This is a genomic window from Catellatospora sp. NPDC049609 (genome assembly GCF_040675365.1).
GTDB lineage: Bacteria > Actinomycetota > Actinomycetes > Mycobacteriales > Micromonosporaceae > Catellatospora.
This window is the reverse complement of record NZ_JBFAOU010000219.1, coordinates 1-11,725: the sequence shown is the minus strand read 5'-3', so window position 1 is coordinate 11,725 and position 11,725 is coordinate 1. Positions and strand designations below refer to the sequence as shown.

15 protein-coding genes are annotated in these 11,725 nt (G+C 70.0%); 8 read left to right on the top strand and 7 right to left on the bottom strand.

Annotated features, from left to right (window positions below; all coding sequences use genetic code 11):
• Positions 1 to 70 precede the first annotated feature (70 nt).
• Entirely contained in the window at positions 71 to 1,129 is a 1,059-nt protein-coding gene (gene tnpB, locus AB0J67_RS35470) for an IS607 family element RNA-guided endonuclease TnpB (protein ID WP_363489196.1), read from the bottom strand.
• A 137-nt stretch (positions 1,130 to 1,266) separates the two neighbouring features.
• Here tnpB and AB0J67_RS35465 point away from each other — a divergent pair, with 137 nt between their 5' ends.
• Positions 1,267 to 2,361: a cellulose binding domain-containing protein gene (locus AB0J67_RS35465; RefSeq protein ID WP_363489194.1), complete on the top strand. Its 1,095-nt coding sequence runs from the start codon at positions 1,267 to 1,269 to the stop codon at positions 2,359 to 2,361.
• Between the two features lie 56 nt (positions 2,362 to 2,417).
• On the opposite strand, the gene AB0J67_RS35460 is transcribed toward AB0J67_RS35465, so the two are convergent.
• From AB0J67_RS35460 to AB0J67_RS35450, 3 genes are all read right to left on the bottom strand, one after another.
• The gene (locus AB0J67_RS35460) at positions 2,418 to 3,050 is read right to left on the bottom strand and encodes an MBL fold metallo-hydrolase (RefSeq protein WP_363489192.1); all 633 of its coding nucleotides are present in this window, start codon (positions 3,048 to 3,050) and stop codon (positions 2,418 to 2,420) included.
• Positions 3,047 to 4,132 (bottom strand): S-(hydroxymethyl)mycothiol dehydrogenase, encoded by a 1,086-nt coding sequence (locus AB0J67_RS35455; protein WP_363489198.1) that lies wholly within the window; start codon positions 4,130 to 4,132, stop codon positions 3,047 to 3,049. Before AB0J67_RS35455 ends, AB0J67_RS35460 begins: the two co-directional genes overlap by 4 nt.
• Before the next feature lie 103 nt (positions 4,133 to 4,235).
• Positions 4,236 to 4,520 carry a hypothetical protein gene (locus AB0J67_RS35450; RefSeq protein WP_363489190.1) on the bottom strand — a complete coding sequence of 95 codons (285 nt, stop codon included), beginning with the start codon at positions 4,518 to 4,520 and terminating at the stop codon, positions 4,236 to 4,238.
• 223 nt (positions 4,521 to 4,743) lie between these two features.
• Between AB0J67_RS35450 and AB0J67_RS35445 the strand changes: the two genes are divergently transcribed.
• Positions 4,744 to 6,189, top strand: a complete 1,446-nt coding sequence (locus AB0J67_RS35445; protein WP_363489188.1) for an RICIN domain-containing protein — start codon at positions 4,744 to 4,746, stop codon at positions 6,187 to 6,189.
• A gap of 85 nt (positions 6,190 to 6,274) precedes the next feature.
• The gene (cutA, locus tag AB0J67_RS35440; RefSeq protein WP_363489186.1) at positions 6,275 to 6,613 is read left to right on the top strand and encodes a divalent cation tolerance protein CutA; all 339 of its coding nucleotides are present in this window, start codon (positions 6,275 to 6,277) and stop codon (positions 6,611 to 6,613) included.
• Here the strand turns inward: cutA and AB0J67_RS35435 are convergent.
• Positions 6,595 to 7,812, bottom strand: coding sequence for a helix-turn-helix transcriptional regulator (locus AB0J67_RS35435; protein WP_363489184.1), 1,218 nt, complete (start codon positions 7,810 to 7,812; stop codon positions 6,595 to 6,597). The genes cutA and AB0J67_RS35435 overlap by 19 nt on opposite strands.
• Before the next feature lie 323 nt (positions 7,813 to 8,135).
• On the opposite strand from AB0J67_RS35435, the gene AB0J67_RS35430 reads away from it, so the two are divergent.
• From AB0J67_RS35430 to AB0J67_RS35410, 5 genes are all read left to right on the top strand, one after another.
• A complete protein-coding gene (locus AB0J67_RS35430) occupies positions 8,136 to 8,363 on the top strand; it encodes a hypothetical protein (protein WP_363489182.1) in 228 nt (75 codons plus the stop codon).
• Positions 8,364 to 8,734: 371 nt separating this feature from the next.
• On the top strand, positions 8,735 to 9,697 hold the full coding sequence (locus AB0J67_RS35425) for an N-acetylmuramoyl-L-alanine amidase (RefSeq protein WP_363489180.1): 963 nt from the start codon (positions 8,735 to 8,737) through the stop codon (positions 9,695 to 9,697).
• Positions 9,698 to 9,885: 188 nt separating this feature from the next.
• Positions 9,886 to 10,065, top strand: coding sequence for a hypothetical protein (locus AB0J67_RS35420; RefSeq protein ID WP_363489179.1), 180 nt, complete (start codon positions 9,886 to 9,888; stop codon positions 10,063 to 10,065).
• Between the two features lie 107 nt (positions 10,066 to 10,172).
• Positions 10,173 to 10,379 (top strand): type II toxin-antitoxin system VapB family antitoxin, encoded by a 207-nt coding sequence (locus tag AB0J67_RS35415; RefSeq protein WP_363489177.1) that lies wholly within the window; start codon positions 10,173 to 10,175, stop codon positions 10,377 to 10,379.
• Complete coding sequence (locus tag AB0J67_RS35410) at positions 10,376 to 10,807, top strand: PIN domain nuclease (protein WP_363489175.1); 432 nt, start codon at positions 10,376 to 10,378, stop codon at positions 10,805 to 10,807. Before AB0J67_RS35415 ends, AB0J67_RS35410 begins: the two co-directional genes overlap by 4 nt.
• Here the strand turns inward: AB0J67_RS35410 and AB0J67_RS35405 are convergent.
• Entirely contained in the window at positions 10,726 to 11,070 is a 345-nt protein-coding gene (locus AB0J67_RS35405) for a helix-turn-helix domain-containing protein (RefSeq protein ID WP_363489173.1), read from the bottom strand. The genes AB0J67_RS35410 and AB0J67_RS35405 overlap by 82 nt on opposite strands.
• Before the next feature lie 197 nt (positions 11,071 to 11,267).
• On the bottom strand, positions 11,268 to 11,465 hold the full coding sequence (locus AB0J67_RS35400) for a hypothetical protein (protein ID WP_363489171.1): 198 nt from the start codon (positions 11,463 to 11,465) through the stop codon (positions 11,268 to 11,270).
• Between the last annotated feature and the right edge of the window lie 260 nt (positions 11,466 to 11,725).

Here is an 11,725-nt window from a genome sequence, read left to right as displayed (position 1 = left end):
CCGTCGCCGCCCTGGTCTCCGACCGCACCATCACCTGGTGAAACGCCCCGGAGCAGCCCATCACGCGACCTCAACTATTGCGCACAAGATCGTTATACGCGAGGTGCCGGCGCAGGGTGGCCCAGCCGGCGTCGGCGATGTGCCGGGCCAGACGCCGATTTCGGATCATCCCGGCGACGTTGAGGTCCTCGACCACGATCGTGCCGTAGGTCGCGGCGAGGGACGTGGTCAGTTTGTGCAGGCCGTCGGCGCGCAGGTTCGCGACCCGGGCGTGTGCTTTGGCCAACCGGGTCCTGGCCTGCTGCCAGCGGCGGGAGGGCCGCTGTCCGGTGCGCCGGTCAGGCCCTTGCCGCCTGGACAGGGTCCGGGCGGCGCTGCGCAGCCTCGCGGATGCGTGGGTCAGGTGGCGGGGGTTGGGCACGACCTGCCCGGTCGACAACACGGCGAGGTTGCTGATGCCGACGTCCACGCCGACGGTGGCCTGCGGATACGTCGGGGTGTGGGTGGTGCGGGTGACCTGGACGGTGAACGACACGTGCCAGCGCCCGCCGGTGTGCCGGACGGTGGCCGACAGGATCCGGGCGGTGCCCGCGTGCAGGCGCCGGGCGAGTTTGCGGGTCGACTCGTGGGTCCGGATCCGGCCCAGCCGGGGCAGGGTGACGTGGTGGCGGGTGTCCTCGACCCGGATCGTGCCGGTGGTGAACCGCACCGACGGCACCGCCCTGCGGCGGGACCGGAACCTGGGGAACCCGACCCTGGGTCCGGCGCGGCGGCCGGTGCGCGACGCCGACCAGTTGCCCAGCGCCCGGGCCAGGCCGTCGAGGCCGGTGTTGTAGGCCTCTTTCGAGCATTGCGCCCACCACGGTGCGGCCTGGGGTTTGGCGGCGTTCCACGCCCGGCGCAGCGCCGGCAGGGTCCACCCCAGCGCGGGGGTCAACTGCGGGCCGTCCAGGCCGTAGGTCCGCTCGGCGGTGCGCTGGTCGAGGTTGGCGCGCACCGCCGCCAGGGCCCAGTTGAACGCGAACCGGGCGGAGCCGGCGTGCCGGTGCAGGTCACGGTCCTGAGCCGGGGTCGGGTCCAGGGCGAAACGGTACGCCTGCACCACCACACCACCAGCCACACCGGACACGACCCCCAGGCTAGACGCCGGGTACGACAACATCGCCACTACGCGCCCCACCCACCGACCACAGCCAGAAGCCATCCTCGCCGAGTACGCCAACACCCACCAAAGCACACCGGAGCACACCAGAGCCCACTCACCGGATGGCTGTTGAGAACCCCGCCGCCGGGCAGGCCGTCACCCAGGGCTGGAGCGCCACGTACACGCAGAGCGGCAGCCAGGTCACCGCCGCCAGCCTCAGCTACAACGGCAACCTGGCCACGTCGGCCACCACCTCGATCGGCTTCAAGGGGGCGTGGACGGCCAGCAACCCGGTGCCGACCGCGTTCACGCTCAACAACGTCGCGTGCACCGGCACGGCCTCGCCGTCGGGCGGGCCGTCGGCCTCACCCTCCGCCTCGGCCTCGCCACGGCCGTCGCCGACCGCCTCGCCGCGCCCGTCATCGTCGCCGTCGGCGTCACCGCGGCCCTCGACGTCCCCGTCGGGCCCGCCGACCAGCGGCTGGAACCCGCCGGCGAACCTGGTGACACCGCTCGACGAGGTCCGGTCGCACTACCAGTCGACGTACCCGCACCTGCTGACCTTCCGCAACTACGGCTGGGACCAGGTCATGGCCGGGGGCGGGCGGATCAACTACTGCGTGCGCTGGGACTCCGGCGCCCGCGTCTCGGCCGCGCTGCGCGACCAGATCCACGCCGCGCTGGCCCGGCAGTGGAAGAAGTGGATGGACGTGATGGCCGGGCACAACGGCTGGCCGTACAGCGAGGTCCCGATCAAGGTGGTCGGCTGGGCCGTGCGGGACCGGGCCACGCTGGAGTGGACCGACAACTCGGTCGACATCTACGTCAACGACATCCGGGAGAACGCGCCGCAGTGCAGTGAGCCGTGCGGCCGCTTCTTCCACCAGGACGGCAACTACTCCGGCTGCCCCGGCGGCGCGTCGCACCACTACGACATGTCGCTGTGGCTCACCTCGGGATTCGGCGGCGGAGCCGGCGGCGACTGGGGCCAGCGGATGGGCAGCGAGTACTTCACCGGCGCGCTCAACGCCGAGAACATCCACATCTACCTGCACGAGGTCGGGCACACGTTCGGCCTCGACGATTTCTACGACTGGACGCCCACCGGCCAGTGCTGCTTCCTCATGAAGGCGGGCAGTGCCGGCAGCATCACCGAGTTCGACAGGTGGATGCTGCGCGACTTCTGGCGGCTGCTGAAGAGCCGCTGGGGGTACTGACCCCGGACCGAAGCTCCGTTCCCGCGGTCGGGAACGGAGCTTCGGTGTGCCCGGGCTCAGTGGCCGCGGGCGAGCCACTCGTCCAGGTGCGGTGCCTCGGCGCCGATCGTGGTGTCGTCGCCGTGGCCGGTGTGCACGACCGTCTGCGGCGGCAGGGTGAGCAGCCGGTCCCGGATCGAGCCGATGATCGTGCCGAAGTCGCTGAAGGACCGCCCGGTCGCGCCCGGCCCGCCCTGGAACAGCGTGTCGCCGGAGAACAGCGCCATCAGCTGCGGCGCGTACAGGCAGACCGCGCCCGGCGAGTGCCCCGGCGTGTGGTTGATCCACAGCTCGGTGCCGGCCACGGTGAGGCAGTCGCCGTCCTCCAGCTCGCGGTCGGGCGCCCGGTCCGGGTGGGTCATGTCCCACAGCATCCGGTCGGCCGGGTGCAGCATGATCGGCGCACCGGTGCGCCGGGCCAGCTCGGGTGCGGCGTCGATGTGGTCGTTGTGGCCGTGGGTGCACACGATCGCCACGACGCGGCGCTCCCCGGCCGCCGCCAGGATCGCGTCGGCGTCGTGGGCTGCGTCGATGACGAGCACGTCGCTGTCGTTGCCGACGAGCCAGACGTTGTTGTCGACCTCCCACGCCCCGCCGTCCAGGCGGAACGTGCCGGAGGTGACCAGCCGTTCGATGCGCGCGCCGGTCACAGCATCACCACCGAGCGCAGCACCTCGCCGCGGCCCATCTTCGCGAACGCCTCCTCGATGTCGTCGAGCCCGATCCGCTCGGACACGAACGCCTCCAGCGGCAGGCGGCCCTGCAGGTAGAGCTCGATCAAGGTGGGGAAGTCGCGCGAGGGCAGGCAGTCGCCGTACCAGGAGGACTTGAGCGCGCCGCCGCGGCCGAACACGTCGAGCAGCGGCAGCTCCAGGCGCATCTGCGGGGTGGGCACGCCGACCAGCACCACCGTGCCCGCCAGGTCGCGGGCGTAGAAGGCCTGCTGGTAGGTCTCCGGCCGGCCGACCGCGTCGACCACCACGTCCGCGCCGAAGCCGCCGGTCAGCTCGCGGATCGCCTCGACCACGTCGGCCTGCGTGGCGTCGACGGTGTGCGTGGCGCCGAGCTGCGTCGCCCAGTCGAGCTTGCGGTCGTCCAGGTCCACGCCGATGATCGTGGTCGCGCCGGCCAGCCGCGCCCCGGCGATCGCGGCGTTGCCGACGCCGCCGCAGCCGATCACGGCGACGCTGTCGCCGCGGGTCACGTTGCCGGTGTTGAGCACCGCGCCCAGCCCCGCCATCACCCCGCAGCCGAGCAGCCCGGCGACCTCGGGCGGCGCCTGCGCGTCCACCTTGGTGCACTGCCCGGCCGCGACCAGGGTCTTCTCGATGAACGCGCCGATGCCCAGGGCCGGCGACAGCGGCGTGCCGTCGGCCAGCGTCATCTTCTGCTTGGCGTTGTGCGTGGCGAAGCAGTACCACGGCCGGCCGCGCAGGCAGGCACGGCACCGCCCGCAGACCGCACGCCAGTTGAGCACCACGTAGTCGCCGGGCGCGACCTCGGTCACGCCCTCGCCGACGGCCTCGACGACGCCTGCCGCCTCGTGGCCCAGCAGGAACGGGAAGTCGTCGTTGATGCCGCCCTCGCGATAGTGCAGGTCGGTGTGGCAGACCCCGCAGGCCTGGACCTTGACCAGCGCCTCACCGGGCCCCGGGTCGGGCACCAGCACCGTCTCGATGCTCACCGGCGCGTTCTTCGTGCGGGCGACGACTCCGCGGACCTCGTGCACCACCGTGGCCTCCTTGCACACGTTGGACAGACGCATGGATGTTACCCGCGTCCCGGCCGATCATCCCGGATGTCGGGTGCGGCCAAAGCACCTCGGGGCGACCACCTCAATAACCGCCGCCGTCGCTGCTTCCGGCGTGGTCGCCGCTGAACCCGTAGTCGCCACCGCCGCCGCTCGCGCCCTTGCCGCGGATGGTGCCCCGCCGGCTCCGGCGCGCCTCGGCCGACAGCTCGGCGGTGGCGCGGCGCGCCGCGGCGAGCCGCAGCTGCCGCTCGGCCTCAGGGCTGAGTGGCACGGCCCGCCGCCGCCGTGCCGCCGCCGCCAGGGCGGTGACGGTGAGCGCCACGACGACCGCAAGCGTGCCGAGGATGAGGATCCAGGCGTCGGTCATGGGCGCAGGGTAGAGCCGCCGCGCCAGTCGCCGCATACGAAGTGGAGCAAGAACATCGTCGGATGCCGATGTGACCGCGCACATCTGGCATGCCGGATCGATTGACACTGGTCGACGTGCTGACTAGCCTTTGCGACTGGAAAGCGCTTTCCGCATCCGCTCGTTTTCCACCGCGGACCAGGCACGCCCATGCCCCCGCGGTCCGACCCTCGGAGGAATTCCGATGTCAAAGCACGCTCCACGGACCACCGCCGGCCGCTTTTGGCGCTGGCGCACCGCCGCCATCGCCGCGCTCACCTTCGCGCTGGCGGCGGTCGGCGCGGTCGTCGCCACGCCCGCCGCCCAGGCCGTCACGATCGACACCGGTGCCTGGTACGTCATCGTGTCGCGGCACAGCGGCAAGGCCGTCGACCTGTACAACTTCAGCACCGCCGACGGCGCGCCGATCGTGCAGTGGGCCCGCAACGACGGCAACCAGCAGCAGTGGCAGTTCGTCGACGCCGGCAGCGGCTACTACAAGCTGCGCTCGCGGCACAGCGGCAAGTTCCTCGAACTGCCGAACGCCAACGACGGCACCGGGCTCGTCCAGAACCCCGACAACGGCACCACCCGCCAGCACTTCGCGGTGCGCGACACCGACAGCGGATACGTCAAGTTCCTCAACCGGCACAGCAGCAAGGCCCTCGACGTGTGGGAGTGGTCCACCGCGGACGGCGGCATCATCAGCCAGTTCGCCGACCTCAACGGCTGGAACCAGCACTGGCAGCTGATCCCGATCGGCTCCGGCGGTGGCGGCGGCGGTGGCGGCGGGTCGCAGACCGGCCTCGTCGGCTGGGCCACCCAGGGCGGCGGCACCACCGGCGGCGGCAGCGCCGCGGCCACCACGGTGAACAGCTCGTCGGCCCTGTCCAGCGCGGTCTCCGGCAGCACCGCCCGGGTCGTGCGGATCTCCGGCACGATCTCCTGCTCCGGCATGATCACCGTCGGGTCGAACAAGACCATCCTCGGCAACTCCGGCGCGACGATCGCGGGCTGCGGCCTGAACATCTCCGGCGCCAGCAACGTCATCGTCCGCAACATCTCGTTCCGTGACTGGGACGACGACGCCGTCAACGTGCAGACCTCCACCCGGGTCTGGATCGACCACAACAGCTTCACCAACGGGTACGACGGAGCCGTCGACGTCAAGCGCGGCTCGGACTACGTGACCGTGTCCTGGAACCGGATCTACGGCCACGACAAGTCCATGCTGCTCGGCCACAGCGACGACAACGCCAGCCAGGACCGGGGCCACCTGCGGGTGACCTACCACCACAACTGGTTCGACGGCTCGGGCACGCGGCACCCGCGGGTGCGCTTCGGCAACCCCGTGCACGTGTACAACAACTACTACCGCGGCAACGAGTACGGCGTCGCCTCGACCATGGGCGCGGGCGTGCTCGTCGAGGGCAACTACTTCGAGAGCGTCGACGAGCCGACCCTGGTCGGGTACGCCGACTCCGCCGACGGCGCGATCGTGCAGCGCAACAACTACTTCACCGGCTCCGGCACCCCGGAGAGCGGTGGGGGCAGCGTGGCGAGCATCCCGTACTCGTACACGCTGGACAGCGCCAGCTCGGTGAAGGCCAGCGTGTCCGCTGGTGCGGGCGCGGGCCGGATCACGGTCTGACGCGGACCCGGGCGGGCCGGGTCCCTACTCCGGCCCGCCCGGGCGCGCACGCGCAGGTGGCGGTATGCGCTCTTATGCTGGCGTCATGACAGGACTGATCCAGGTCACCACGGCCACCGAGCAGCGCGACGCCGCCATCGAACTCGCGGGTGACGCGGTCAGGCGAAGGCTGGCCGCGTCAGCCCAGATCATCGGCCCTGTCGTCTCCGTCTTCTGGCACCTCGGCGAGTACGGCACCGGTGAAGAGTGGCAGGTCGTGCTCACCACGACCGAGGGTGGCTATGCGGAGCTGGAGGCACACCTGCTTGAAAATCATCCGTGGTCGAACCCTCAGATCACGGCTGTGCCCGTGGTCGCCGCCTCCGCCGCGTGCGTGGACTGGGCACGCGAGGCGGTCGAGGCGGACTACGAGTCGGCGACCTGATCGCGCAGTTCCCGCAACGCGTTCGTCCCGCGGTACCGCGCAGCCATCAAGAGCGTCTTCGTCAGCCGCGATTTCGGCCTGGTCGACGCGACCCCCGCGGCCAGCACGTGGGCACGGTGGATGACCTCAGCTGCCATCTCCACCTCGCGCCCGTGCAGGTATGCCTCCGCCAGTGCCAGCAGGTACAGCGCCTTGTCCCGCGCGTACTCCTCGGGGAAGGCGTCGAGTGCGCGGGTCAGCGGAGGAACGGCGCGGATCGGCCTGCCCAGAGCAGACCAACAACGACCCGTCATGATGTCGATCTCCTGTGTGTCGACCCATGCGGCCCAGTCGGGACCGGGACGAGCCGGAGCCATCGCAAGTGCCTGTGCGGCTGACGAGAGGGCTGCCTCGGACTTCGCAGCCAGTCCTGCGAGGGCGTACGACCACGCGGCCCGATCGTGGACCAGGGCTCGCACTCGGGGTGACACCGCGGGGGACAGCGCTTCCCGCGACGCGTCGGCCAGGTCGACGTCCACCTGCCCGCTGAACGCGCGCTGGTAGGCATCGAGGGCCAGCGCGTTGGCCAGCAGTTCGTGATCGTCCGCGGCCATGGCGGCCTGCCGACTCCTCGTATAGAGCCGAGCCGAGCGGTCGGTCCAACCCGCGTCGAAGGCGGCCCAGCCGGCCAGTTGGGCCTGCTCGGCGAGGAGGGACAGCAACGCCTTTCGGATGGTGTCGCGGTAGGAGCCTTCGTTGAGTACCGTCTCGGTCTTTTCGACTTCCGCGAGATAGAGGCTGTAGGTGTCGGTTCCGCCGAGGACGTCGTCCAATCGGCGCAGCTGTGCCGTGCGTTCGAGCGCCCTGGCCACATCCGCCTGACCGAGACGACCGGTGGGGGTGACGGCACGCATGGAGGCGCCCGAGGCGGCAGTGCTCGCGGCGATTGCCTTCAGCAGCTGACGGCGTTTCACATCATCGAAGGTACGTCGTTCCGTGCTCGTCGCGGCGGCCAGCGCGATGAGCACTCCGTTCGCGTCCAGCGCTTCGTCCAGGGCGCGGGCGAGTCCTGTGCTGGGTGTACGGAATCCTGTTTCGGCATGCCCGACCGCGGCCTTGCTCCAGGTGATTCGCCTCGCCAGCGCATAAAGGCTGAGGCCCTTGCCTTCTCGCAGGGCTTTCATCATCGCGCCGAATTCGCTGCCCACGTTCCAGTCCACTTCGTAGACGGGCGTAGCCGGTCAAGGGCTTCAGTCGCGCAGTGCCAGCCGCGACGCTGAGGGTGACTCGGGGTGGTCGCGCGCGCACCGCCGACCACCTCGGGTCCCGAGCAAACGTAGACACCTGACCGGGGAGGATCAATGAACGTCACTCGTACGGAGGAACGGCCGCGGTGGGCGGATGAGGCGACCGTGGAGATGACCATCGTCGACCGTGTCGCGTACGACTTTCACGCCATCTCCCGGCCCATCGGTCGGGACGCTTCGACCAGGGTCCTGCGGATCATTCGCGATCACCTCACGAACGGTGCGGGTGCCGCGTCATGAGTGCCACCTTCTGGGTTATCTCGGACGGCGGTGAGGCCGGTGTCGGGGATGTGGTCGCGCTCGACCCCGTCTCGCTCGGGCTCGACCGTGACTCTGTCGGCGTGATCGTCGGCGTGACCGACCGTGGGTGTCCGCTGGTCGAGGTGGTGACGGGTAGCCGGGCCGGTGCCCGGCTCGGCGTGTGGCCGTGGCAGGTGCTCCTACGGGTCCGCAAGGGCGTCTGACGAACCCGCTCCGTTGACGTGCGAGTCCAGCGACGATGGCGCACGTGTCCGACACGGATACAGCATGTGAAGGAAAACTTCGCAAGGATATGGCATGTCGCAACCTATCGACATAGACGTACGTGCCGATATATGGTGCCGTCACGCGCCCGATCCAGCGGTGAATACGCAGGTCCAGGGCTTGCGTGAGCGTGTCCCTCCGCACCCCCGAGGAGCCCCGTGTCCAAAATCCGATCCCTGCGTGCCCGCCGCCGAAGGCTGCTCGGCGTGCCTGCTCTCGTGGCCGCCGCCGTCGCCCTGGTGGCCCGTCCCGCCCACGCCGCGTCCACTCCCGAGCCGGAGTGCGCCGCGGACGTCATCGGGGGGGCGTGATGGCGACCATCCCCTGGCTGGCCGACGTGCTCCGCTCGGCCGGCGTCCAGGTCGTCGAGCACGGCGACTGGCGCAACCGGATGCGCCCCGGCTCCTTCGACCCGATCGGTGTGCTGTGGCACCACACCGCCGCGACCTCCAGCGCCAGCAACCCCCACCCGGCGCTGAACGTCTGCATCAACGGCCGGTCCGACCTGGCCGGCCCGCTGTGCCAGGCGCTCGTCGACTACCACGGCGTCTTCCACGTCATCTCCGCCGGGCGCTGCAACCACGCCGGTTCGGCGCGCGCCAGCGGCCCGATCCCGGCCGGTGACGGCAACACCATGCTGATCGGCTGGGAGATCGACTACAACGGCGTGAACCAGGAGATGACCGCCGCGCAGTACAACGCGTCGATCGCGGCCACCGCCGCGGTGATGAAGCGCCTCGGCCGCGACTCCAGCTACGTGCGTGGCCACCGCGAGACCAGCACCACCGGCAAGATCGACCCGTCCTTCATCGACCTGAACGTGATGCGGGCCGACGTGGCGCGGGCCATGAACCCGACGCCGGGCTGGACGTCCACGGTGGACAACACCACCGCCGGGCGGTTCAGCGCCAGCACCAACTGGGGCTCGTCGGCGTACTCGGGGCAGCGGTTCGGGGAGAACTACCGGTTCGCCAGCCCGGTCGCGGCCAGCGACGCCGCCTGGTACAAGTTCGCCATCCCGGAGACGGGCAACTACCGCGTCGAGGCGTGGTGGCCGGCCGATCCCGGGTACAACAGCTCCGCGCCGTACGTCATCGTGACCAGCAGCGGCAACCAGACGGTGAACGTCGACCAGCGGATCACCGGCGGGCAGTGGCGCGTGCTCGGCACCTTCAACCTCACCGCGGGCGACGCCAACAAGGTCGGCGTCAGCCGGTGGACCAACGGCGTGGGCCTGGTCATCGCCGACGCGGTCCGGATCAGCCGCGTCTGATCAGCGCTCCGGGCCGGTGGCGGCGGGTGTGCCGCCACCGGCCCGGACCTGTTTCTGTCACCTGTCCGATAGAACCGCCGTGCGGCCGGGCGGATCGGGAATCATGCACCTCGCTGGATGTCCAAACGATGAGGATGAGGGCCGCGATGCCGACACTGCGGGATTCCGTGATCCGCCGGGCATGGCGCATGCGTAACGAGACGGGCCGGATCCACTACATCGCGCTGTACGCCGACGGCAAGGAGCGGCACCTCATCGCCAAGGAGGACCACGCGCTCTACGGCGTGCTCGACAGTCACCTGCTCGCGATCGGTTACACCGGCCCGGCGGACAACGACGCCGGCGAGAGTGCCGAGAGCGCGGAGTAGCCCCTCCAGGCTCACCGCGCCATCGGACGGTATGCCGACGGTTTCCTCATGCGTGAGCTCGGTCCAGAGGCTGGCCGGATGATATCGGCTCGGGCATACTTGATATCATGTCTCGTACAGTAATCGACATCGACGATGAGAAGCTCGATGCGGCCGCGCGCGAGCTGGGCACCAGGACGAAGGTCGAGACGGTGAACGCCGCGCTGGCGTTCGTCGCCGACCGGCGCCGCCGGTCGGAGGTCTTCGACGATCCGCTGGTGTGGGGCAGCCCGGACATGGCCGACCCCGAGGTGAGGGCGGCGGCTCGGCGTTGACCTCGATCCCGGTCGGCCTATACCTGGCCGACACGAGCGCCATCGCGCGGGTCCACCACGAGCCGGTCCGGGCCGAACTGACCCGGCTCGGCAAGGCCGGGCTGCTGGCGACCTGCATCGTCGTCGACCTGGAGGTGCTCTACTCGGCGCGCAGCCCGGCGGAGTACGCCCGGACGGCGTCGCTGCGCGCGGTCGGCTTCGTCGATCTGCCGCCGACCCCGGAGATCGCGCAGCGCGCCCGCGAGATCCAGGCGATGCTCGCCCGCCGCAGCCGGCACCGGGCAGCGGGGTGCCCGGACATCCTCACCGCGGCCATCGCCGAGCACCACGGCGCGATCGTCCTGCACTACGACTCCGACTTCGAGCACATCGCCGCGGTGTCCGGGCTGCAGACCCGCTGGGTGGTGCCGCGCGGCTCGATGCTGTAGCCGGCTGATCCCATCAACACCGGCACATCACCGGCGGCGTCGGGAGAGTGCGTCTCGTTGAACCGGTGGATCACGTCACGGACGGTGTCCTCGTCGGCCTGGACGAGCTGGGCGATGACCGGGACCCGGTTGCCGCCCGCGGAGGCCAGCAGCATCATCGCGCGTCGGTAGCGCACCGAGCTGGTACTGCCCCGGCGCACGATCTGCTGCAGTTTCTGCCCTTCCTGGTCGGTCGACCTGCGCACACGGACAGGCTCGGCCACCTTGCCTCCAGCTGTCGGATCGGATGTTGCGCTACATCCAATCGCGACATCCAGCAGGTCTGAAGCCGCCCTGTTCTGGGCATTAGCTGAACTCGCCGCCCGGCTGCTGATATCCGCACTCGGTCTCACGACCGTCAAGGTCCATCACGTATACGTCGGCGCCATTGGCGTGGACCGTTACCGAGCCGTGCCGGTAATCAACCTCGAACGGTTCGTACTGCCTTGTCGTCCCGGGCCATGGGCGCATCTCCCGCGATTCCGACCGTCGTCACCAATGCACCCTGGCCGGGCTTCAGCCAGTAATCACGCGCCCACGGCTCCACCACCAGCTCGATCAACTCGTCACCGCAGTTCTCGACGCGCAACCGCGCCTCCGGACGATCATCAGACCCCACGGCCCACTCCACCCCGTCAACCACCAAACAACGTCGCCTCACATCCAACCAACACCGCCAACGTTTGTGGTCAGAGCACTAGTAGTGCTTTGTTAGGTCGGTGGTCGGCGTTTGTGGCGGACGGTTCTGATCTTTCGTCGGCAGGTGGGGCAGGCGCCGGTCCGGGTGGCGAGGAGTAGCTGGATCTCGCCGATGACCTTGTAGAGGGTCAGGCCGGCGCAGCCGCTTTTGGGTCTTGGCGCAGCGTGGTGATGAACAGG

Coding starts and splice junctions, on each gene's coding strand:
- AB0J67_RS35415 (WP_363489177.1), top strand. CDS start 10,173: ATGTCTCGTACAGTAATCGACATCGACGATGAGAAGCTCGATGCGGCC.
- AB0J67_RS35465 (WP_363489194.1), top strand. CDS start 1,267: ATGGCTGTTGAGAACCCCGCCGCCGGGCAGGCCGTCACCCAGGGCTGG.
- AB0J67_RS35425 (WP_363489180.1), top strand. CDS start 8,735: ATGGCGACCATCCCCTGGCTGGCCGACGTGCTCCGCTCGGCCGGCGTC.
- cutA (WP_363489186.1), top strand. CDS start 6,275: ATGACAGGACTGATCCAGGTCACCACGGCCACCGAGCAGCGCGACGCC.
- AB0J67_RS35445 (WP_363489188.1), top strand. CDS start 4,744: ATGTCAAAGCACGCTCCACGGACCACCGCCGGCCGCTTTTGGCGCTGG.
- AB0J67_RS35430 (WP_363489182.1), top strand. CDS start 8,136: ATGAGTGCCACCTTCTGGGTTATCTCGGACGGCGGTGAGGCCGGTGTC.
- AB0J67_RS35450 (WP_363489190.1), bottom strand. CDS start 4,520: ATGACCGACGCCTGGATCCTCATCCTCGGCACGCTTGCGGTCGTCGTG.
- AB0J67_RS35420 (WP_363489179.1), top strand. CDS start 9,886: ATGCGTAACGAGACGGGCCGGATCCACTACATCGCGCTGTACGCCGAC.